Origin of the sequence: Bradyrhizobium sp. AZCC 1610 (assembly GCF_036924515.1) — a bacterium.
Taxonomy (GTDB): Bacteria; Pseudomonadota; Alphaproteobacteria; order Rhizobiales; family Xanthobacteraceae; genus Bradyrhizobium.
The window spans coordinates 6,090,655-6,110,968 of sequence record NZ_JAZHRR010000001.1 but is presented as its reverse complement, the minus strand read 5'-3'; the positions used below and the strand labels follow the sequence as shown (position 1 = coordinate 6,110,968).

The following is a 20,314-nucleotide window of genomic DNA, read 5'->3' as shown; positions in this document are numbered from 1 at the left end:
TCGCGGAAGGGGACGGGCGTGGGTGGTGCCGATGGCATAGCACGGCCAATTAACCGGCCGTTAGGGTTAACAGTCTATTGCTGGCGCGTTCGGCTTCATTCGTCAGCCTTTCCCCGTGAGTTGAAGTGCCATGCGTCGACAGTCCAGCCATGCCGGGTCTCTCGCCCGGTTCCTCTCCTCCGCGGCCCTGACAGCGGTTCTCGCCGCAGGCCTTGGCGGCTGCCAGACCATGTCCGACATAACGGGGTCGCTGACTTCATCGTCCCCCAAGGCGCAAGCCGCTCCCGAAGATCCGCGCCGCGCGGTCGAGGTTTACGGCGAACGACATCGGGCCAATCCCAAGGATGCCGAGGCGGCATTGGGATACGGCCAGGCGCTCCGCGCCACCGGCCAGCGCGCGCAGGCCGTCGCCGTGCTTGAACAGGCCACCATCGCCCATTCCGGCAACAAGGCGCTGCTTGCCGCTTACGGCCGCGCGCTCGCCGACAACGGCAATTCGCAGGCGGCCTTCGACGTGCTCAGCCGCGCCCATTCGCCCGCTAATCCCGACTGGCGCATTCTTTCGGTGCAGGGCACCACTCTCGACAAGATGGGCAAGCACGAGGAGGCCCGCCGCTATTACGCGACCGCGCTGAAGATCGTGCCGGAAGAGCCGTCGGTGCTGTCCAATCTCGGTCTCTCCTACATGCTGACGCGGGAATTGCCGCAGGCCGAGGAAACGCTGCGGCGCGCCTATTCCAATCCCCGCGCCGACGCAAGGGTGCGGCAGAACCTGGCGCTCGTAGTCGGTCTGCAGGGCCGCTTCGCGGAAGCCGAAACCATCGCCAAGGGCGATCTGCCCGCCGACGAGGCGACCGCCAATGTGGCTTACTTGCGGGAAATGCTGAGCCGCAAGGACAGCCCGCGCAATGGCGGCAAGACCGTGCCGGTCGCAGCCCTCAATCGGCCCGACTGATCCGTCTCAAATCAGGCAAAAGTGAAAGAGGCCCGGCGCAGCGCTGCTGCGCGCGGCGCCGGCCCGCATCGCGGCCTTAGGGTAACATCTGGAGCTTGATGTAGCTCGGTCCGAGAATGACGATGAACAGGCATGGCAGGAAGAACAGGATCATCGGCACGGTGAGCTTCGGCGGCAGCGCGGCCGCTTTCTTCTCGGCCTCGTTCATCCGCATGTCGCGGTTTTCCTGCGCCATCACGCGCAGGCTCTGGCCGAGCGGCGTGCCGTAGCGTTCCGACTGCATCAGCGCCAGGCAGACCGATTTCACGCCCTCGAGGCCGGTGCGCTTGGCGAGGTTCTCGTAAGCCACCTTGCGATCCTGCAGGTAGGACAATTCGGCCGTGGTCAGCGAGAATTCCTCCGACAGCGCGATCGACTGCCCCGCGATCTCGACGGAGACCTTGCGGAAGGCGACTTCGACCGACATGCCGGACTCGATGCAGATCAACAGCAGGTCGAGCGCGTCCGGAAAGGCGCGCTTGATGGAGAGCTGGCGCTTGCTGATGGCGTTCTTCAGGAACAGCATCGGCGCCTGCAGTCCGAGATAGGCCGCGGCGATGCAAATGCCGAGCTTGATCGACAGCGACTTGTCCATGTGCGTGATCACGAACACGTAGAGGGCCGCGCCGAGAAACAGCACGATCGGCGTCACCGCGCGGGCGAACAGGAACGTGACATAGGGCGCGTGGCCGCGGTAGCCGGCCATGATTAGCTTGTCGCGGGCGGCTTCCTGCGCCAGCCACTTGGTCAGGTTGAAGTCTTCCACCACCTTGGAAACGAGTTGCTTCGGGGTTTGCCGCAGCGACACCTTTTCCGATTTGGCGAGGCGGTCGCGCTCGCGCTGCCGGAGCCGTTCGCGCTCGCTGGCGACCGCCTTCATGCGCTTGGCGAGGCCTTCGCCGGCAAACAGCGGCATGATCAGCGTGTAAGCAGTCGCGCTCGCCGCGACGGCGGCGAGCAGCATGGTCATGAACCGCGCGTCGTGGAGTTTGGCGATGAGAAACTCAATCATGCTGCACCGTCAGAAGTCGAAGTTGATCATTTTCTTCATCACCAGCACACCGATCGTCATCCAGGCGACGCAGCACACAAGCATGAACTGGCCGAGATGATGGGTCCAAAGCAGCGAGATGTAGGCGGGCGTCGAAATCCACACCAGCAGCATCACGATCGGCGGCAACGAGCCAATGATGCCCGCGGAAGCCTTGGCTTCCATCGACATCGCCTGAATCTTCTCCGCCATCTTCTTGCGATCGCGCAGCACCTTGGACAGGTTGCCGAGTGCTTCCGACAGGTTGCCGCCTGACTTCTGCTGGATCGCGACGACGATGCCGAAGAAGTTCGCCTCCGGCAGCGGCATCCGCTCGTACAGCCGTGCGCAGGCGTCGCCCAGCGGCATGCCGATGGTCTGGGTTTCGATGATGGCCAGAAACTCGCTCTTCAGCGGTTCCGGCGCGTCGGCGGCGACGACCTTGATCGATTCGAACAGCGGCAGGCCGGCCTTGATGCCGCGCACGATAACGTCGACGGCGTCGGGCAGTGCCTTCAGAAACGCCTTCTCCCGGCGCTTCTTGAGATAGCCCAGCAGCCAGCGCGGCAAGCCGAGGCCGGTGGCGAAAGCCATCACAGCGGCGCCTAGCAGTCCGCCACCGACCACGAAGGCGACTACGAATCCTGCTGCGGCCGAAACGCCGGACACGATCCAGAATTTCTGCGTCGTCCAGGACCCCAAGCCGGCCTGGGCGAGGCGGGTGCTGAGGGGAACGGACTTCTTGCGGCGGGCGTCAGTTTCCTTGAGCGATCCCTCGACCTGCTCGCGGCGCGAACGTTGGCTCTTCTCGGCCGTACGCGCGGTGGGTTCGGGACGTGCGATCGAGGCGCGACGGGACTCGGCCTTCTTCTCGCCCGACAGCAACGGGTAGAGAAAGACCCATGCCAGGCCGCCGATGGCGGTGGCGGCCATAAAGGCCAGTGCGAGCGTCTGCATGCTCATCGCCCTCTCAAGTCGTCTCGGCGACTTCGGCAGCATCGAGCGCGGCCGCGAGTCGCTTCTCTTCGCCGAAATATCGCGCGCGCTCCCAGAACCGAGGACGTCCGATCCCGGTCGAGCGGTGCCGCCCGATGATCTTGCCGTTCGCGTCTTCGCCGATCATGTCGTAGAGAAATACGTCCTGGGTGATGATGGTATCGCCTTCCATGCCCATCACCTCGGTGATGTGGGTGATGCGGCGCGAACCGTCGCGCAAACGCGCGGCCTGCACGATGACGTCGATCGAGGCGCAGATCATCTCGCGGATGGTGCGTGAGGGCAGCGAGAAGCCGCCCATCGTGATCATGGATTCGCAGCGGGACAGGGCTTCGCGCGGGTTGTTGGCGTGTAGCGTTCCCATCGAGCCGTCGTGGCCGGTGTTCATGGCCTGCAGCAGGTCGAACGCCTCGGGTCCGCGGACTTCGCCGACGATGATGCGTTCAGGGCGCATACGCAGGCAGTTGCGAACCAGTTCGCGCATCGTGATCTGGCCTTCGCCTTCGATGTTGGGTGGGCGGGTTTCCAGCCGCACCACGTGAGGCTGCTGCAATTGAAGTTCGGCGGCGTCTTCGCAGGTGATGATGCGCTCGTCATGCTCGATGAACTGGGTCAGGCAGTTCAACAGCGTGGTTTTGCCGGAGCCGGTACCGCCTGAAATCAGCACGTTGCAGCGGACGCGGCCGATGATCTGCAGGATCTGCGCGCCTTCCGGCGAGATCGCGCCGAACTTGACCAGTTGGTCGAGCGTCAGCTTGTCTTTCCTGAACTTACGAATGGTGAGCGCAGGCCCGTCGATCGCCAGCGGCGGAACGATGGCGTTGACGCGGGAGCCGTCGGCGAGGCGGGCGTCGCAGATCGGCGAGGATTCGTCGACGCGCCGGCCAACCTGGCTGACGATACGCTGGCAGATGTTGAGAAGCTGCTGGTTGTCGCGGAAGCGGATGCCGGTCTTCTGGATCTTGCCGGCGACTTCGATGAATACCGTGCCGGCGCCGTTGACCATGATGTCGGCGATGTCGTCGCGCGACAATAACGGCTCCAGCGGACCGTAGCCGAGTACGTCGTTGCAGATGTCGTCGAGCAGCTCTTCCTGCTCGGCAATCGACATCACGATGTTCTTGATCGCGATGATCTCGTTGACGATGTCGCGGATTTCCTCGCGCGCGGACTCGCCGTCGAGCTTGGCGAGCTGGGCAAGGTCGATCGCCTCGATCAGGGCGCCGAAGATGGTCGCCTTGACCTGGTAGTAATTGTCGGATCGCCGCGCCTCCATGGCCGGGGCGGGCGGTGGCGCCTTCATGGGCGCGATTGGAGGCGAAGCGACGGCCGGCGCGGCCATCTCGCGCGCGACGGCCGGCGCTGAAGCCGGCTCCGGCGCCTGAATGGCGGGCTTCAATACCCGCGTATCGCTATCATTTCCACTACGCTTACCGAACACGATGGCACTCCACGCGGGCGACCTACTTCTTGGCCCGCAACTTCTCGATCAAGGGCAACAGCAACGAACTCTTCGGCTTCTTGGTCTCGCCGCGGCCGGTGAGCCGCTGCGCAATCTGCAGGAACATCTCGGTGGTGCGATGCGTGGCGGAGATTTCCGCGATCATCTGGCCGTTGTTGGCGGCCGAACCGAAGAGTTGCGGCTCGAACGGAATCGTGGCGATCGGGTGGTTCTCGATCGCCTTGGCGAACTCGGCGGCGGGGATCTCCGGACGCTTCGGGATGCCGACCTGGTTGAGACAATAGAGCGGCGCGCGATCGTTCGGCCGTGATGTCTTCAAGAGGTCGTAGATGTTCTTGGTGTTGCGCAGATTGGCGAGATCGGGCGCCGCGACGATCAGGATGTCGTCGGCCGCGATCAAGGCGCGCCTGGTCCATCCCGACCATTGATGGGGGACGTCGAGCACGATGCAGGGCATCGTGGTGCGAAGCGTATCGAAGATCGAATCGAACGCCTCCACGCCAAAATCGTAGACCCGGTCGAGCGTGGCCGGCGCCGCCAGCAGGCTGAGGTGATCGGTGCATTTCGACAGCAGGCGGTCGAGGAACGCGGTATCGACCCGGTCGGGCGAGAACACCGCATCCGCGATGCCCTGCGGCGGGTCCTGATTGTAGTCGAGGCCGGCGGTGCCGAAAGCGAGGTCGAGATCGGCGACCACGGAATCCAACGCCAGATCACGCGCGATCGCCCAGGCGACGTTGTGGGCGACAGTGGATGCGCCGACGCCGCCCTTGGCGCCGACGATGGCAATGATGCGGCCGACGGCCTTGGCGTCCGGCGACGAGAACAGGTTGCAGACCGAGCGCACGACGTCGATGGCGTTGACCGGGGTGATGACGTAGTCGCTGACGCCACGGCGCACCAGTTCGCGATAGAGCATGACGTCGTTGATGCGCCCGATCACGATCACGCGGGTTCCGGCGTCGCAGACGGTGGCGAGCTGGTCGAGGCCGAGGAGAATGTCGTTGCGGCCTTCGGTCTCCAGGATGATGACGTTCGGCGTCGGGGCCGAGCGGTAGGCCTCGATGGCAGCGGCCATACCGCCCATCTGGATCTTGAGATGAGCCTTGCCGAGTCGGCGGTCTTCGCCCGCCGACTGCACAGCGGCCGCGGTTTCCACCGTCTCGCAGAAAGCCTGCACGGACACCCGCGGCGCCGGCGCGATGTGATCCTCGGTAGACGGCGCCGTGTTGTCCGGCTGCTGTTCTGTATTCTGACGCGAGTATGTGATCATTTGCCGGTATCGCTGAGTTTGGCCCTGTCGGCCTCGGGATAGCTGGTTGTTGTGGTGGTGCCCTTGCGATACTTCTCGAAGGCCATGCTACGCCGCGGTGTGTAGGCCGGGGTTTCGGGGCGCGGTTGCACGAGGTCCGACGGGTTGTCGACCATCGCCGCCAGATTGCGCTGGTTGGAACAGCCGAAATTGTAATACGGCTTGTTGTCGAAATAGCCTTTGTTGTTGATCGAGGGTCCGAGATCCTCGGGCCACAGGCCGCACGGGCCGGCCACTGCCGAAATCTTCGGATAGTTCAGTCGGATCGCCGCCATGTGCCTGGGGTCTTCGGGGCGATACTGGTGGACATTGACCGCGCGCGGCGGCACGCCGGCGGCGGCAAGTGTCGCCTGGATTTCGCGCAATGAATCCTCGGCCGCCCGCGCGTTCGGCGTATTGACGGGCACGTCGACGCTGATGATGCCGGTGCCTTCCCGCATCCAGGTCTGGCCCAGGTACATCACGTCGGCGCGCTGAGAGGCGGAAAGGCCGCCGCGACCGCGGCCGACGAAAACGACGATCGAGCGGTCGGCTTCCTGGACCGCGATCGGATGGCGCAGGCGATAGTCGTCCGGGACGCCCGCCGTCGTCGCCACATCGGTATTGTGCTTGCAGGCGCCAAGCGCCACGGCAAGACCGATCAGCGCTCCCGCCAGGCAGAGGGCGCGCCTGGGATCGGCGGGCTTCTTTGATTTCATCTTCGGTGTCATCGTCCCGCCTCAGTCCGTAATAAAGCCGTAGGTGCCGCGATAATTCCGTGCCTTCTCGACGCGGCCCGGAACGCCGTAGATGCGATTGATGCTGCCGAGCAGATCGGACTGCGGATCCGAAGCGCTGGCAAAGCCGTCATCCGGGCGCGACAGATCCTTCTGCGCCACCGCGCGGACCACATAGGGCGTGACCAGAACCATCAGCTCGGTCTGGTTGTTGACGAAGTCGCGGCTGCGAAACAGCGTGCCGAGAACAGGCAATTGGGCCAGTCCTGGAAAGCCGTTGATGGCCTGCTTGGTCTGTTCCGCGATCAAGCCCGCCATCGCCATCGCGCCGCCCGAGGGAATTTCCAGGGTGGTTTCGGCGCGGCGGGTCTTGATCGAAGGAATGGTCAGCGAGTTCGTCGACGTCGAACTGAGTGCCTGCGTCAGCGTGATCGAATTGTCGTTCGACAGTTCGGACACTTCGGTCATCACGCGGAGGCTGATTCGTCCTTCAGTCAGCACGACCGGGGTAAAGTTGAGCGAAATGCCGAACTTCTTGAACTGGATCTGGGTCGTGCAAACACGGGTGACCGGGTCGCAGGAATAGCCTGAGGGAACCGGAAACTCGCCGCCGGCAATGAAGGTCGCGGATTCACCTGAGATCGCGGTCAGATTGGGTTCGGCCAGCGTGCGCACCACGCCGGCACTTTCCATGGCGCGGAGGGTGGCCGTTACCGATGGAACGCTTCCGAACGTTCCACTCGCCGAGTTGCCAGAGACCAGCGGACGGCCATAGGCGGTAAACGGGTTGGAGTTGCTGAAATTCACCACCGCGGTGCCGTAGGTCATGCTGGCCGTGAGATCGATGCCCATCTGTTTGACGATATTGCGCGCCACTTCGGCGACGGTCACCTTCAGCATCACCTGGTCGCGGCCGCGAACGGCGATCGAATTGACGACCTTTTCCACACCGCCCACGAGGCGCGCGGCCATCTCGGCGGCCTGCTGCGCCTCGATCGGGGACGCTGCCATGCCGCTCAGCACCACGCCGTCGCCGACACCTTCGATCTGGATGTCCGAATTCGGCAGCGACTGCTTCAGCGCAGCGCGCACGCCGTTGAGGTCGCGCTTGACCGCGATGTCATAGGCCGCGATCTGCGCACCTGCGGAATCGAAGAAGATGATGTTGGTCTGGCCGACCGCGGCGCCGATGATATAAGCGCGCTGGGTGGACCGCACGACGGCATTGGCGATCTTCGGATCGGCGACCAGCACGTCCTTGATCTCCCGCGGCAGGTCGATCACGATGGATTTGCCGATGCCGAGCGAAACGAAGCGCGCGTTCATCTGCCCGTCGGCGGCGATGGGCACGGCGGCGCGATAGTCGCTCGCCACCACCGGCGTCAGCGCCGGATTGAGCGTGAGCGCTGCCACGGCCGAAAACGACAGGGCGCGGACGATGAATGTTCTCATCATCGGCTGGTTTTCCCTGCACTTCATATCGGGCGTCCTTTCGGTCACTTCTGCATCGTTTGCTGGGCAGCAACGCCGTAACGAATGACGTTGAGGCTTTCGCCGCGCTTGTTGCGTAGTTCGTCCGGATTCTCGGCCACGTTGACGTCGGCGATGCTGCGCAGCGCCAGCGTCAGCGTGCCGCTCTGGCGCGCGCGGGCGAGCGTCTCGGCCTGCTCCGGCTTTAGCTCGAGCGTGACGGTCTTGCCGACCAGCGCGTTGGTGCCTTCTTTTTCCTTCGGCGCCTGATCGATCGCGAGAACGCGAATATTGGTCAGGATGATTTCCGAGGTGGAGACGTCGGGGCCGTTGCTGTCCGGGCTTTTTTCGCGCTTGGAAAGAATCACGTCGACGCGATCGTTCGGCAGGATGAAGCCACCCGCGCCGGTTTCCGGCGAAATTTCGGTGGAAATGGCTCGAAAGCCGCTGGGCAGGATCGCCGCCATGAAGCCGGAGCCGTTGGCCTTCACCAGCTTCTGCTCCCGGATCGGCTCACCCGCGATGAATGGCGCGCGCGCGATCGAGCCCGTGATCTCCTTGACGGCGTCTGCCCTGGCGGCGCGGCTGATGAAATTGCTGCCGGCGGTCGCGGCCGGCCAGGTCTGCCATTGCAGATCCTCTGATTTGACCGACTGGCCGAGGCCGATATCCGACTTCGCGACCAGAATATCCACGGTTGGTAGCTGCGCGACCGGCACGGCCGGCGCGGGCTTGTCGGACCCACTGGCGAGATATGCGGCAATGCCGCCAGCGCCGATTGCGATGGTCAGGACGACAATGCGTGCGGTATTCATTACGCTTCACTTTCCACATTACGCCGCGACGCTTCCGCCGCCGTGATGGGAGTTGACCAGCTATTCGTCAAAGCATGGTTAATGAGGCGTGTGTAAATTGCCTTAACCGGAGGTTACTGGCTTTGGATCAGCGCATGGCGAGGTGGGTCAGGTCGATCGCCTTGATCCATTCGGTCTCCGGATAGATCATCAGCGCGCCGAGCGCGAGCGCGATGGCGTAGGGGATTCCACTCTGCCTGTCGTGCAGCCGGTTCAGCCAGGCTTGCCCCGCAAGCGGGTAGGGCAGCGGCCACTGCCGGAACTGGATCAGCAACAGCGTCAACGCCCCGCCGAACAGCGAGGCGTAGACCAGGTAGCTGAGGAGATGGTCGAAACCGAACCAGAGCGCTACGCAGGCGGCGACCTTGGCGTCGCCGCCGCCGACCCAGCCCATCGCGAAGCAGGCAAAGGCAACCACGAGGACGGCTGCGCCGGCGCCGATGTGCAGGAGCATGTCGTGCAGGCCCATGCCACCCAGCAGCGCAAGAACCAGGAAGCCGGCGATCAGCGCCAGCGACACGCGGTTCGAAATCGTCATGGTGAGCAGATCGCTGGCGGCTGCGAACGCCACGAGGGCTGGGAACAGCAGAAGGCGCGCCAGGTCGATCATCATGTGAGTGAGGGCCGCAGTGGAAGAGGCTTATGGATCGGAGCGTCGCCACAATCTAGTCGTGACTGGTGAAGAATCTGAGAACGGCGCGATCGAAGCAGGCCATTCGAACTGCTGCGCGCCGTAAGCAACAAGGGCCCCGGATAGCCCGGGGCCCTTGGCGCAAGTCTTTACGGAGCCGGCGTCAGCTTCGTCTTGATCGTCTCGAAGTTGGTGTTGAGCTGGGTGCCCACGGTGCCGACGGCGGTAACGATCGCGATCGAGATGCCGGCGGCAATCAGGCCGTATTCGATGGCGGTGGCGCCGGACTCGTCCTTCATGAAACGCGAAACGAGATTCTTCATTAGGTAACTCCTGTGTACACGTGGCTGGTCAAACTAGTATTTGGTCTTGCCGGCGTTCTCAGCACCGTGACCATGCGTCACCTTAGGGTGCGACAATTGCGGCGCAGTTAATTCGATCGCGCAAAAACGCCTGGAACTCGCCGTTCTTGAGCAGAGTAAACACGGCATTAAGGCATTCGGTAGAATGCAGGCGCCGCTTCGAGAACGCTCGCGCCCGAGGTGCCGGTGTGTTTCGATCGGCGGGGCGAATTGTACGGCGAACAATTCGTATGAAATATTTCGGCGCGCTGCAGCTCAAGGACGTCAATCTGCTGCTCGATATTCTCAGAGACTACGGCATCGATGCCGTGCTGCTGATGCCCGGGACGCCGGCGGTCACGTTCCTCGATTCTCGCGGCAGTTGGCAGCGTGTCCATTCGGACGAAAAGGCCGTGGTGAACGTTCGCAAGACAATTGACTGCTCAATCCGATCACGACACGTTGCGCGTCTGAGCCTGCCGAAATTGAACGCGTCGCGCCGGCTGATCACAAGAGGCGGCAATGTCCTTGGGCCTGGAAGTCGTCGAGATGCTCGGCCAGACCTTGACCAAGGTGGTGCCGGTCACGATCGCGCTGGCGCTGGTGTTCTCGGTGCTGGCGCATTTCTGGGCCTGCAATCCCGGCAGGCCCTGGTGGCGCAAGCGCGAGCTCGTCACCGACGTCTGCTACTGGTTCCTGGTGCCGCTGTTCGCACGCGTGTTCCGCATCGGGCTGTTGGTACTCGGCGCCGCCCTGGTGTTTGGAATTCATGACGCCGACGCGCTGATCGCCTTCTACGACAACGGCCATGGCCCGCTGTCGAGGCTGCCACTATGGCTGCAGGCGATCCTGTTCCTGATCGCAGCCGATTTCATGATGTACTGGCTGCACCGCATGTTTCATGGCGGCGGGTTGTGGAAATACCACGCTATCCACCATTCGTCGGAAGATGTGGACTGGATCTCGGCGGCGCGCTTTCACCCCGTCAACCTGCTGCTAGGCACCATCGGGGTCGATGTCGTGCTGCTGATAGCCGGCATTTCGCCGGGTGTGATGCTCTGGCTCGGGCCGTTCAACATCTTCCATTCGGCGTTCGTTCACGCCAACCTCAACTGGACGCTCGGCCCGTTCAAATACGTCGTGGCGACGCCGGTGTTTCACCGCTGGCACCACACCTTGCGCGAGGCGGGCGGCGACACCAATTTCGCGGGCACCTTTCCGCTCTGGGACATTCTGTTCGGGACCTTCCGGATGCCCGAAGGCACGCTGCCGGACCAATATGGCGTGGACGATCAGTCCTCGTTTCCCCGCGAAATCATCGGACAACTGGCCTATCCGTTCCGCAAATAGGCGGGTCCCAGATTTCTTGCCCCATTTCGGGGCCCATTTGCCCTTTGTTCATGAATTGTCGTCAGATTCACCGTGTCGGGCGCCGGTTCCGCTGCGTATCGCCATTGCCGGCTTGTTGATGCCCCGGGGTAAAGTATGTCGTTCAAGTTCCAGCGTATTCGCGCACGCGCGCGTTTTGGATTATCTCTCGCTGCAGGCCTCCTGCTGTGGCCGGCCGTCTGCCTGGCCACGCCCGATCCCGACCGAATCGCCGTCTATGTCGATCAGGCAAAGCTCGTGAAGCTTCCTGCCAAGGTCTCCACCATCGTGGTCGGAAACCCGCTGATCGCGGACGTGACCCTGCAGAGCGGCGGCATCGTCGTCGTCACCGGCAAGGGCTACGGCGCAACCAATTTCATCGCCATGGACCGCAACGGCGAGGTGCTGGTCGACCGCCAGATCCAGGTCGAAGGCCCTACCGATCAGCTCGTCACCGTCTATCGCGGCGTCGAACGGGAATCCTATAGCTGCATGCCGATCTGCCAGCGCCGGGTCACGCTTGGCGACGGCACCAACTATTTCAGGACGGCGATCGATCAGGCCGGCTCGCTCTCAAGCCAGGCCAGCGGTGCGGCTGCCGCCGCCACCGCGGTCAAACCCAACTAAGCTTGCTGCATCTGACCGGCCGATCGCACCGGGTGGCGGGATCGGCTGCCGATCCCAAGGATGGTTATTGAAGGATGGTTATTGTTCGCCTAACAGAGCGGGCCGTTCTGTCAGGATCGGGCGAAACACTTCAACAATCAGTTTCGGGTAATTCTTGGCGGCAATTCCTCTCGCGTCCTGGGGTTTCTTCGATGCCGTCGCCCGTCGCTCCCAAAACAAACATTTTGCGCCGATTTCGCCGCAACCGGCAAGGCTCGGCCGCCGTCGAGTTCGCGCTGGTCGCGCCGCTTTTTTTTGGAGTTCTGTTTGCGATCATCGAACTGGCGATGGTGTTCTTTGCCAGCCAGGTGCTCGAGACCGTGACGCAGGATTCCGCGCGCGTGATCATGACTGGTCAGGCGCAGAACGCAAAATTTAGCCAGGCACAGTTCAAGAACCTGGTTTGCAGCAATATCGTCGCGCTGTTCGATTGCGTGAACGGAATCTCGATCGACGTGCAGAGCTATAAGGCCTTCGCCGCCGTCGACATTGCCCCCCCGATCGATGCCGACACCAAGAATTTCGTGCCCCCGAACAATTATCTCCCCGGTGACCCCGGCGATATCGTCGTGGTGCGGCTGTTCTACAAATGGCCGCTGTTCGTCACCGGGCTCGGCTTCAACATCGCGAACGTGGGCAGCAGCGAGCGGCTGTTGACCGCGACCGCGGCATTTCAGAACGAACCTTACAAATAGAGCAGGGCAATGAACCCGATGACGACAATCTGGCTTCGCATGCGCCGCAGGGCGTTCGAACTGCTCGGCGATCGCAGCGGCGTCGCGGCAGTCGAATTTGCCATGATCATACCGGTGATGGCGGTGCTGCTCCTTGGAACCTTCGAGCTCTCGTCCGCTGTGGCCGTCAACCGCAAGGTGGTGCTGATGGCGCGAACGCTGTCTGACCTGACATCCCAGAACACCGAGGTCACCACTGCCCAACTGGACAACTTCTTCAATGCCAGCAAGGCCATCATGACGCCCTATCCGTGGACGCCGGTCAAGGCCACGATCACCGAGCTGTATGTCGATCCTGACACGAAGCAGGCGCGGGTGCAGTGGAGCAAGGGCGTGGCGCCGCATGAGGAAAAGAAAATTATCCCTATACCGGCCGCGCTCCAGACCGGCGGCACCTATCTGATCTTCAGCGAGGTCAGCTATAATTTCATCCCGGGCACCACCTGGTTCATCTTCGAGAAGGACGGAATCAAGCTGAGCGACTTCAGCTACACCCGTCCGCGCTACTCCAAATGCGTAGACTATCCGCCTCCGGCTTCGCCGGGTGCAGCTTGCACGCCCAAATAAGTATCGGGGCAACGTCGCTCTGAAGTCGGCGCTTGGTCAACAAAAAGGCCGCGCCATGGGCACGGCCTTTCGCTTGTTCAGGAGCAATTTCCAGGACGCGCGCGCCCCGAAAAATCCCTTATCCGGCGGCGCGCAGATTGTCGGCCGAAGATTTGCCAGAGCGACGATCTGCCACGATTTCGTAGGAGATCTTCTGGCCTTCACGCAGCGTTCCAAGACCGGCACGCTCGACAGCGCTGATGTGCACGAACACGTCATTGCCGCCATCATCCGGCTGGATGAAGCCATAGCCCTTGGTTGCGTTAAACCACTTCACGGTTCCCATGCTCACGGGGGTAGTCCCTTCTCGGATATACAAGTCGTAGCCCACCCTTCGGTGGGCTGGTGAGATCGAATTTTTGGAAGGGTCGTCAGCGTCTAAACCGGCTGTACCGGTGGATAGCTAATGTCGTCCGGCCGAAAATCGATGCCCAATATTATTCGATAGTAGGGTCCAAAACAATCCTGACGTGCACGATTTTTTGATTCGGCCGGCCAGCCGACCGCGCTCGCGCGCGATGGGAGTGTCGGGCGCGATTTTGCAGGCGGTTTACGGGCCGTTTACCGGCGGCGGAACTGGCCGCCGCGCGGCGGTCCCCCACGCGGGGCACCGGTACTAGGCCGCTCGTCCTTGTGACGGAAGATCAGGCGGCCCTTCTCCAGATCATAGGGCGACATTTCGATCGTGACCCGATCGCCTGCCAGCGTCTTGATCCGGTTCTTCTTCATCTTGCCGGCGGTGTAGGCAACAATCTCGTGTCCGGCGTCGAGTTGCACGCGGTAGCGCGCGTCGGGGAGGATTTCGGTCACCAGTCCTTCGAACTGGATCAGCTCTTCTTTAGCCATGATAGTCTCCAGGTCGATCGAGGCTTAGCGCTGCGGTCGGTGGGTACGGTTGGGTTGAGTATTCGGACGGCTCTCGCGATGCAAGAAGGCGACGCCCTGAATGCCCTCGCTTTTCCCGCCTTGGCTCTTGCCGGCCTGCTGCGCCGGCCGCGGCTGCTCGTGCCGGTTCGGCTGCGGCGCGGCATTATTACCACCACCGCGGCGGGGACGGCGAGGGCCTTTTGATCCCGGTGCCGATTCATGTCCCCGGGATTCGTGACCTCTGGATTCATGTCCTCTGGAGTCATGTCCCCTGGAATCCTGGGCCCTGGCGGTGTGGGCGCGCGGTGCGGACCGTCCGCCCCGGTGCTGTGCCGGGCGCTGTGAGGCGGCCGGCGCGGCGTCGCGGCTGCCGGGTGTGCGACGGTCTTCCCGCGGCAGCGTGATGCGGATCAGCCGCTCGATATCGCGCAGATAACCCATTTCCTCGGCGCCGGCGATCAGCGAGATCGCAACGCCTTCGGCGCCGGCGCGCGCGGTGCGGCCGATGCGGTGGACATAGGTTTCCGGGATGTTGGGCAGATCGAAATTCACCACATGGCTGATGCCGTCGACGTCGATGCCGCGGGCGGCAATGTCGGTGGCGACCAGGGTGCGGATCTCGCCGGTGCGGAACGCCGCCAGCACGCGCTCCCGGTGGTTCTGCGACTTGTTGCCGTGAATGGCGTTGGCGTCGATGCCGGCCTTGGCCAGCGTCTTCACGACCTTGTCGGCACCGTGCTTGGTGCGGGTAAAGATCAGCGCGCGGTCAACCGGTTCCTGCTTCAGAAGCTGCGCCAGTACGCCCGATTTGGCCGAGAAATCGACCTGGATGATGCGCTGGGTGATGCGCTCGACGGTCGAGGCCACCGGCGTCACCGCCACGCGGGCGGGGTCGCGCAGCATGGCTTCGGCGAGTTCCGCTATGTCCTTGGGCATGGTGGCCGAGAAGAACAGGGTCTGGCGCTTGATCGGCAGCTTGGCGACGACTTTGCGGATGTCGTTGATGAAGCCCATGTCGAGCATGCGGTCGGCTTCGTCGAGCACGAGGAACTCGACCTGGCCGAGCTTCAGCCCGTTGCTCTGGACGAGATCGAGCAGGCGGCCGGGGGTCGCCACCATGACTTCGACGCCCTGCATCGCCGAGCGGACCTGACGGCCCATCGGCACGCCGCCGATCGCCAGCGCCGAGCTCAGGCGGATGTGGCGGCCATAGGCGTTGAAACTGTCGAGGATCTGGCCCGACAATTCGCGGGTGGGCGAGAGCACCAGCACGCGGCAGGTCTTGGGTTGCGGCCGGATGCGATTTTCCAGAATGCGGTGCAGGATCGGAAGCGCAAAGGCTGCGGTCTTGCCGGTGCCGGTCTGGGCGATACCGACGACGTCGCGGCCGGTCATTGCGAGAGGGATGGTCTGGGCCTGGATGGGCGTGGGCGTGAGGTAATTTTCTTCCTTGAGTGCACGCGAAATGGGTTCGGCGAGGCCGAAATCCTGAAAGGAGGAGGTCAAAAGATGGGTTCTTTCCATTAACAAAGGCAGGCGCCCAGCCGTACCGGCCGGGGGCGCGCGAGGGGTGTCAGAGACACCCGCGTGTTTGGGGCGTCGGTTTTGCTAGCTGAAGGGGCAAGCCAGAAACCGCAAAACGGGATCAGAACACGCGGCTCGCAAGGACCTGATGATTCTCAAGGTCACGTGGATCATATGGAGCACTTGGGCGGCACTTTCAAGGTGAATTCCGCGCGCATCGTCCGTGCGGTTAAGGAACCGGTCAGCCAAACCGCGCCGCGACGCTTATCAGAAGCCAAAACGATCAAAATTCGTGCAAGAAATTTAGCCAAATTACGGCATTTGCACAAAAAATAGGTAGTTTGCCGCTGAAGCATACATTTCCGCAGTCTAAAAAATAAGCAGATTTGCCATCCTTGGTTTCCGCATCCTCAAGATTCCAAAGCGATTATATTGGCTTACCTCGTTTTCGAACCGTGGCATGGTTCTTGCGATTCCGTTAACGCAGGCGGCCGTGGGGCCGTTCGCAGCGTTTAACGCGTCTGCGTCAGGGAGATGACACCTCATGCTTACTCAATTGACTCACGATATAACGACGATGAGCCGCCGTCGCTGGCTGGCGGCGACCGCCGGCCTGGTTTTGGGCCTGGCCGCATTTTCAAACGCAAAGGCGCAGGAGACCATCAAGGTCGGCGTCCTGCACTCGCTTTCCGGGACCATGGCCATCAGCGAAACCACGCTGAAGGATACCGTCCTCTTCCTGATCGACGAGCAGAACAAGAAGGGCGGCGTGCTCGGCAAGAAGCTCGAGGCTGTCGTCGTCGACCCGGCGTCGAACTGGCCGCTGTTTGCGGAAAAGGCGCGCGAACTGATCACCAAGGACAAGGTCTCGGTCGTGTTCGGCTGCTGGACCTCGGTGTCGCGCAAGTCCGTGCTCCCGGTATTCAAGGAGCTGAACTCGATCCTGTTCTACCCCGTGCAGTACGAAGGCGAGGAGAGCGAGCGCAACGTGTTCTACACCGGTGCTGCGCCGAACCAGCAGGCGATTCCCGCCGTCGACTACCTGATGAAGGACGAGAAGGTGAAGCGCTGGGTGCTGGCCGGCACCGACTACGTCTATCCGCGCACTACCAACAAGATCCTCGAAGCCTACTTGAAGTCGAAGGGCGTCAAGCAGGAAGACATCATGATCAACTACACGCCGTTCGGTCATAGTGACTGGCAGACGATCGTCGCCGACATCAAGAAGTTCGGCTCGGCCGGCAAGAAGACGGCTGTCGTCTCCACCATCAACGGCGACGCCAACGTTCCCTTCTACAAGGAACTGGGTAACCAGGGCATCAAGGCGACCGACATTCCGGTTGTCGCGTTCTCGGTCGGTGAAGAAGAACTCGCCGGCATCGACACCAAGCCGCTGCTCGGCCATCTCGCCGCCTGGAACTACTTCCAGTCGATCAAGGACCCGGCCAACGAGAAGTTCATCAAGGCCTGGCAGGCCTACACCAAGAATTCGAAGCGCGTGACCAACGATCCGATGGAAGCACACGTCATCGGCTTCGAAATGTGGGTCAAGGCGGTCGAGAAGGTGAAGTCGACCGACGCCGACAAGGTGATCGACGCGCTGCCCGGCATCGAAGCCAAGAACCTGACCGGCGGCACCTCCAAGATGCTGCCGAACCATCACATCACCAAGCCGGTGTTCATTGGCGAAATCAAAGCCAACGGCCAGTTCGACGTGGTGTGGAAGACCCCGGGTCTTGTCGCTGGCGACGCCTGGTCGAAGGAGCTCGACGGCTCCAAGGACCTGATCGGCGACTGGGTCGGCAAGAAGTGCGGCAACTACAACACCAAGACCAACAAGTGCGGCGGTCAGGGATCTTGATCCCCACCTGACCTACAACGATAACTTCCAAGAGAACTATCGAAGACCGGAGAAGGCGGCGGTGCCGCCGCCTTCTCCCCACACTCCTGCCGGGGTCGTATTGTGTCTGCCAATTTCCTTGACCGTATTCGTGCGGTTTTGCTCGCAATCCTTTTGACTGCAGCTTTCGCCGTGCCGGCGCTGGCGGGGCCGTTCGAGGATGCGGTCGCCAAATTCGCCAATGATGATTTTTCCGACACCGACGAGGCGATCGGCGCGGTCGCTGTCTCGGGCAATCCGCTGGCCTTTCCCATCATCAGCGCGCTGCAGGAAGGCCGGCTGTCGGCCGATCCTGATACCAAGAAGGTTTTCGTCACCCAAGACGACGGCAAGATCATCGATGCCGCCACCGGCGCTGCCGTCGACAAGCTGCCCGACAACGCCGCCGCCGTCCGTCTCAACAACCGCCTGCGCCGCGCCGTGGAGGCAGCCCTCGGTGGCCTGACCCTGGCGTCGCCCGATCCCGCCAAGCGCATTGCGGCTGCGCAGTCGGTGTTCAAGAGCCATGAGGAGAGCGCACTGGCCGTCATCGACGGCGCGCTCGCCAAGGAAACCAACAAGGGCGCCAAGGCGGCCTTCACCGAGGCCCGCGCGGCGATCCTGCTCTACAAGGGCGACGCGACCGAGGTGGAAAAGCTCGAAGCCGTCGCCATCGTCAAGGCGAAGGGCGACCAGGAAGCGATGGCGCTACTGACCGGATTGGGCAGTGACGTGCCGCCCAACGTCGCGCGCGCCGCGGCCAGCGCGATCGCCTCGATCCAGAGCAATCTGGCGATGTGGTCGATGGTGCAGAATGCCTGGTACGGCCTCTCGCTGGGCTCGGTGCTGCTGCTCGCCGCGATCGGGCTAGCGATCACCTTCGGCGTCATGGGCGTCATCAACATGGCCCATGGCGAGATGGTGATGTTAGGGGCCTACACCACCTTCGTGGTGCAGGAAGTGATCCGCACCCGCTATCCCGACCTGTTCGACTATTCGCTCTTGATCGCGGTGCCGCTGGCTTTTCTGGTGGCAGGGGCCATCGGCGTCCTGATCGAGCGCGGCATCATCCGCTTTCTCTATGGCCGCCCGCTGGAAACGCTGCTCGCGACCTGGGGCCTCTCGCTGGTGCTGCAGCAGGCCGTGCGCACGATGTTCGGCCCGACTAACCGCGAGGTCGGCAATCCCTCCTGGATGAGCGGCGCGTTCGAACTCGGGCAGATCACCATCACCTATAACCGGCTCTGGATCCTCTGCTTCACGCTGGCCGTCTTCGTCATCCTGCTCGCGATGCTGCGCTACACCGCGCTCGGGCTCGAGATGCGCGCGGTCACTCAAAATCGCCGCATGGCGGCTTCGATGGGCATTGCCACCTCGCGCGTCGATGCGCTCACCTTCGGCCTCGGCTCGGGGATCGCCGGCATCGCCGGCGTGGCGCTGTCGCAGATCGACAATGTCAGCCCCAACCTCGGGCAGAGCTACATCATCGATTCCTTCATGGTGGTGGTGTTCGGCGGTGTCGGTAATCTCTGGGGCACGCTGGTCGGCGCCTTCACGCTCGGCATCGCCAACAAGTTCCTGGAGCCGGTGGCAGGCGCCGTCCTCGGCAAGATCGCCATTCTGGTGCTGATCATCCTGTTCATCCAGAAGCGGCCGCGCGGCCTGTTCGCGCTCAAGGGCCGGGCGGTGGAAGCATGACGCCGCACGTGCTGACGCGTTCGCTCGATCGCAGCGCCACTATCTTCCTCGTCGTCGTCGCCGCGCTCGGCGTGCTGATCCCGCTGTCGAACCTGCTGTTGCCGGCGAGCTCGATGTTCCAGGTGCCGACCTATCTGGTCGCGCTGTTCGGCAAATACGCCTGCTACGCCATTCTCGCGCTCTCGATCGATCTGATCTGGGGCTATTGCGGCATTCTCTCGCTCGGCCACGGCGCCTTCTTCGCGCTCGGCGGCTACGCGATGGGCATGTACCTGATGCGCCAGATCGGCAGCCGCGGCGTCTATGGCAATCCGGTCCTGCCCGATTTCATGGTGTTCCTGAATTATCCAGAGCTGCCGTGGTACTGGTACGGTTTTGATATGTTCTGGCTCGCAGCGCTGATGGTGCTGGTCGTCCCGGGCCTGTTGGCGTTCTGCTTCGGCTGGCTGGCGTTCCGCTCCCGTGTCACCGGCGTCTATCTCTCGATCATCACGCAGGCGATGACCTATGCGCTGCTGCTGGCGTTCTTCCGCAACGACTTCGGCTTCGGCGGCAATAACGGCCTCACCGACTTCAAGGACATCCTCGGCTTCAATGTGCAGGCCGACGGCACCCGCGCCGCTCTGTTCGCGCTGAGCTGCCTGGCGCTGATCCTGGCCTTCCTGATCTGCCGTGCGGTGGTGACCTCGAAACTCGGCAAGGTCTTGATCGCGATCCGCGACGCCGAATCCCGCACACGCTTCCTCGGTTACCGCGTCGAATCCTACAAGCTGTTCGTGTTCACCCTGTCGGCCTGCATGGCCGGCGTTGCCGGCGCGCTCTATGTTCCGCAGGTCGGCATCATCAATCCGAGCGAGTTCGCGCCAGGCAATTCCATCGAGGCGGTGATCTGGGTCGCCGTCGGTGGCCGTGGCACGCTGGTCGGCGCTGCGCTTGGCGCCGTCGTCGTCAACTATGCAAAGACCTACTTCACGTCGGGCCCGCTGGCGCCGTACTGGCTGTTCATGCTGGGCGCGCTGTTCATCCTGGTGACGCTGCTGCTGCCGAAGGGCATCGTCGGCACCTTCACCGCCTGGCGCGAGTCACGCAAGGCAACGCAAGCGGCCAATGCCGAAAGCGCCGCGCGCGAAGACGGCGTCGGCGAACCGAACCCGGCGGAGTGAGCG

Annotated in this window: 21 protein-coding genes; 9 read left to right on the top strand and 12 right to left on the bottom strand. The window is 62.8% G+C overall.

Annotated elements, in window-relative coordinates; translation table 11 throughout:
- Positions 1–130 precede the first annotated feature (130 nt).
- The gene (locus V1279_RS30065; protein ID WP_334443478.1) at positions 131–955 is read left to right on the top strand and encodes a tetratricopeptide repeat protein; all 825 of its coding nucleotides are present in this window, start codon (positions 131–133) and stop codon (positions 953–955) included.
- 76 nt (positions 956–1,031) lie between these two features.
- Here V1279_RS30065 and V1279_RS30060 read toward each other — a convergent pair whose 3' ends face one another.
- The 9 genes from V1279_RS30060 to V1279_RS30020 all read right to left on the bottom strand — a co-directional run bounded on the left by V1279_RS30060 (position 1,032) and on the right by V1279_RS30020 (position 9,788).
- Positions 1,032–2,006, bottom strand: coding sequence for a type II secretion system F family protein (locus tag V1279_RS30060; RefSeq protein WP_334443475.1), 975 nt, complete (start codon positions 2,004–2,006; stop codon positions 1,032–1,034).
- Positions 2,007–2,015: 9 nt separating this feature from the next.
- The gene (locus V1279_RS30055; protein ID WP_334443473.1) at positions 2,016–2,987 is read right to left on the bottom strand and encodes a type II secretion system F family protein; all 972 of its coding nucleotides are present in this window, start codon (positions 2,985–2,987) and stop codon (positions 2,016–2,018) included.
- Between the two features lie 7 nt (positions 2,988–2,994).
- Positions 2,995–4,461 (bottom strand): CpaF family protein, encoded by a 1,467-nt coding sequence (locus tag V1279_RS30050; protein WP_334443471.1) that lies wholly within the window; start codon positions 4,459–4,461, stop codon positions 2,995–2,997.
- A gap of 22 nt (positions 4,462–4,483) precedes the next feature.
- Positions 4,484–5,755 carry an AAA family ATPase gene (locus V1279_RS30045; RefSeq protein ID WP_334443469.1) on the bottom strand — a complete coding sequence of 424 codons (1,272 nt, stop codon included), beginning with the start codon at positions 5,753–5,755 and terminating at the stop codon, positions 4,484–4,486.
- On the bottom strand, positions 5,752–6,492 hold the full coding sequence (locus V1279_RS30040; RefSeq protein WP_334443466.1) for a CpaD family pilus assembly protein: 741 nt from the start codon (positions 6,490–6,492) through the stop codon (positions 5,752–5,754). The genes V1279_RS30045 and V1279_RS30040 overlap by 4 nt, the downstream gene beginning before the upstream one ends.
- A gap of 21 nt (positions 6,493–6,513) precedes the next feature.
- A complete protein-coding gene (locus tag V1279_RS30035) occupies positions 6,514–7,989 on the bottom strand; it encodes a type II and III secretion system protein family protein (protein ID WP_334443464.1) in 1,476 nt (491 codons plus the stop codon).
- A gap of 17 nt (positions 7,990–8,006) precedes the next feature.
- Positions 8,007–8,795, bottom strand: a complete 789-nt coding sequence (gene cpaB / locus V1279_RS30030; RefSeq protein ID WP_334443462.1) for a Flp pilus assembly protein CpaB — start codon at positions 8,793–8,795, stop codon at positions 8,007–8,009.
- 127 nt (positions 8,796–8,922) lie between these two features.
- Positions 8,923–9,447 (bottom strand): A24 family peptidase, encoded by a 525-nt coding sequence (locus V1279_RS30025; RefSeq protein WP_334443459.1) that lies wholly within the window; start codon positions 9,445–9,447, stop codon positions 8,923–8,925.
- A gap of 167 nt (positions 9,448–9,614) precedes the next feature.
- Positions 9,615–9,788, bottom strand: a complete 174-nt coding sequence (locus V1279_RS30020) for a Flp family type IVb pilin (protein ID WP_334443457.1) — start codon at positions 9,786–9,788, stop codon at positions 9,615–9,617.
- Between the two features lie 540 nt (positions 9,789–10,328).
- Here V1279_RS30020 and V1279_RS30015 point away from each other — a divergent pair.
- From V1279_RS30015 to V1279_RS30000, 4 genes are all read left to right on the top strand, one after another.
- Positions 10,329–11,156, top strand: a complete 828-nt coding sequence (locus V1279_RS30015; protein WP_334443455.1) for a sterol desaturase family protein — start codon at positions 10,329–10,331, stop codon at positions 11,154–11,156.
- A 135-nt stretch (positions 11,157–11,291) separates the two neighbouring features.
- Positions 11,292–11,801 (top strand): pilus assembly protein N-terminal domain-containing protein, encoded by a 510-nt coding sequence (locus tag V1279_RS30010; RefSeq protein WP_334443453.1) that lies wholly within the window; start codon positions 11,292–11,294, stop codon positions 11,799–11,801.
- A gap of 191 nt (positions 11,802–11,992) precedes the next feature.
- Positions 11,993–12,535 (top strand): TadE/TadG family type IV pilus assembly protein, encoded by a 543-nt coding sequence (locus tag V1279_RS30005; protein WP_334443451.1) that lies wholly within the window; start codon positions 11,993–11,995, stop codon positions 12,533–12,535.
- Positions 12,536–12,544: 9 nt separating this feature from the next.
- Positions 12,545–13,141, top strand: coding sequence for a TadE/TadG family type IV pilus assembly protein (locus V1279_RS30000; RefSeq protein ID WP_442894837.1), 597 nt, complete (start codon positions 12,545–12,547; stop codon positions 13,139–13,141).
- Positions 13,142–13,259: 118 nt separating this feature from the next.
- Here V1279_RS30000 and V1279_RS29995 read toward each other — a convergent pair whose 3' ends face one another.
- From V1279_RS29995 to V1279_RS29985, 3 genes are all read right to left on the bottom strand, one after another.
- Complete coding sequence (locus V1279_RS29995; protein ID WP_002714433.1) at positions 13,260–13,472, bottom strand: cold-shock protein; 213 nt, start codon at positions 13,470–13,472, stop codon at positions 13,260–13,262.
- Positions 13,473–13,741: 269 nt separating this feature from the next.
- The gene (gene infA / locus V1279_RS29990; protein WP_074819689.1) at positions 13,742–14,026 is read right to left on the bottom strand and encodes a translation initiation factor IF-1; all 285 of its coding nucleotides are present in this window, start codon (positions 14,024–14,026) and stop codon (positions 13,742–13,744) included.
- 24 nt (positions 14,027–14,050) lie between these two features.
- Positions 14,051–15,571, bottom strand: a complete 1,521-nt coding sequence (locus V1279_RS29985) for a DEAD/DEAH box helicase (protein WP_334443437.1) — start codon at positions 15,569–15,571, stop codon at positions 14,051–14,053.
- A 63-nt stretch (positions 15,572–15,634) separates the two neighbouring features.
- Here V1279_RS29985 and V1279_RS29980 point away from each other — a divergent pair, with 63 nt between their 5' ends.
- The 4 genes from V1279_RS29980 to urtC all read left to right on the top strand — a co-directional run bounded on the left by V1279_RS29980 (position 15,635) and on the right by urtC (position 20,311).
- A complete protein-coding gene (locus V1279_RS29980) occupies positions 15,635–15,907 on the top strand; it encodes a hypothetical protein (protein ID WP_334443435.1) in 273 nt (90 codons plus the stop codon).
- A 208-nt stretch (positions 15,908–16,115) separates the two neighbouring features.
- A complete protein-coding gene (urtA, locus tag V1279_RS29975) occupies positions 16,116–17,432 on the top strand; it encodes an urea ABC transporter substrate-binding protein (protein WP_334443432.1) in 1,317 nt (438 codons plus the stop codon).
- Positions 17,433–17,579: 147 nt separating this feature from the next.
- Positions 17,580–19,148 (top strand): urea ABC transporter permease subunit UrtB, encoded by a 1,569-nt coding sequence (urtB, locus tag V1279_RS29970; RefSeq protein WP_442894923.1) that lies wholly within the window; start codon positions 17,580–17,582, stop codon positions 19,146–19,148.
- The gene (urtC, locus tag V1279_RS29965; RefSeq protein WP_334443426.1) at positions 19,145–20,311 is read left to right on the top strand and encodes an urea ABC transporter permease subunit UrtC; all 1,167 of its coding nucleotides are present in this window, start codon (positions 19,145–19,147) and stop codon (positions 20,309–20,311) included. The genes urtB and urtC overlap by 4 nt, the downstream gene beginning before the upstream one ends.
- Positions 20,312–20,314 lie beyond the last annotated feature (3 nt).

Coding starts and splice junctions, on each gene's coding strand:
- V1279_RS30025 (WP_334443459.1), bottom strand. CDS start 9,447: ATGATGATCGACCTGGCGCGCCTTCTGCTGTTCCCAGCCCTCGTGGCG.
- infA (WP_074819689.1), bottom strand. CDS start 14,026: ATGGCTAAAGAAGAGCTGATCCAGTTCGAAGGACTGGTGACCGAAATC.
- urtC (WP_334443426.1), top strand. CDS start 19,145: ATGACGCCGCACGTGCTGACGCGTTCGCTCGATCGCAGCGCCACTATC.
- V1279_RS30010 (WP_334443453.1), top strand. CDS start 11,292: ATGTCGTTCAAGTTCCAGCGTATTCGCGCACGCGCGCGTTTTGGATTA.
- V1279_RS30015 (WP_334443455.1), top strand. CDS start 10,329: ATGTCCTTGGGCCTGGAAGTCGTCGAGATGCTCGGCCAGACCTTGACC.
- urtA (WP_334443432.1), top strand. CDS start 16,116: ATGCTTACTCAATTGACTCACGATATAACGACGATGAGCCGCCGTCGC.
- V1279_RS30040 (WP_334443466.1), bottom strand. CDS start 6,492: ATGAAATCAAAGAAGCCCGCCGATCCCAGGCGCGCCCTCTGCCTGGCG.
- V1279_RS29985 (WP_334443437.1), bottom strand. CDS start 15,571: ATGGAAAGAACCCATCTTTTGACCTCCTCCTTTCAGGATTTCGGCCTC.
- V1279_RS30005 (WP_334443451.1), top strand. CDS start 11,993: ATGCCGTCGCCCGTCGCTCCCAAAACAAACATTTTGCGCCGATTTCGC.
- V1279_RS30020 (WP_334443457.1), bottom strand. CDS start 9,788: ATGAAGAATCTCGTTTCGCGTTTCATGAAGGACGAGTCCGGCGCCACC.
- V1279_RS30065 (WP_334443478.1), top strand. CDS start 131: ATGCGTCGACAGTCCAGCCATGCCGGGTCTCTCGCCCGGTTCCTCTCC.
- V1279_RS30045 (WP_334443469.1), bottom strand. CDS start 5,755: ATGATCACATACTCGCGTCAGAATACAGAACAGCAGCCGGACAACACG.
- V1279_RS30060 (WP_334443475.1), bottom strand. CDS start 2,006: ATGATTGAGTTTCTCATCGCCAAACTCCACGACGCGCGGTTCATGACC.
- V1279_RS30055 (WP_334443473.1), bottom strand. CDS start 2,987: ATGAGCATGCAGACGCTCGCACTGGCCTTTATGGCCGCCACCGCCATC.
- cpaB (WP_334443462.1), bottom strand. CDS start 8,795: ATGAATACCGCACGCATTGTCGTCCTGACCATCGCAATCGGCGCTGGC.
- V1279_RS30000 (WP_442894837.1), top strand. CDS start 12,545: ATGAACCCGATGACGACAATCTGGCTTCGCATGCGCCGCAGGGCGTTC.
- V1279_RS30035 (WP_334443464.1), bottom strand. CDS start 7,989: ATGAAGTGCAGGGAAAACCAGCCGATGATGAGAACATTCATCGTCCGC.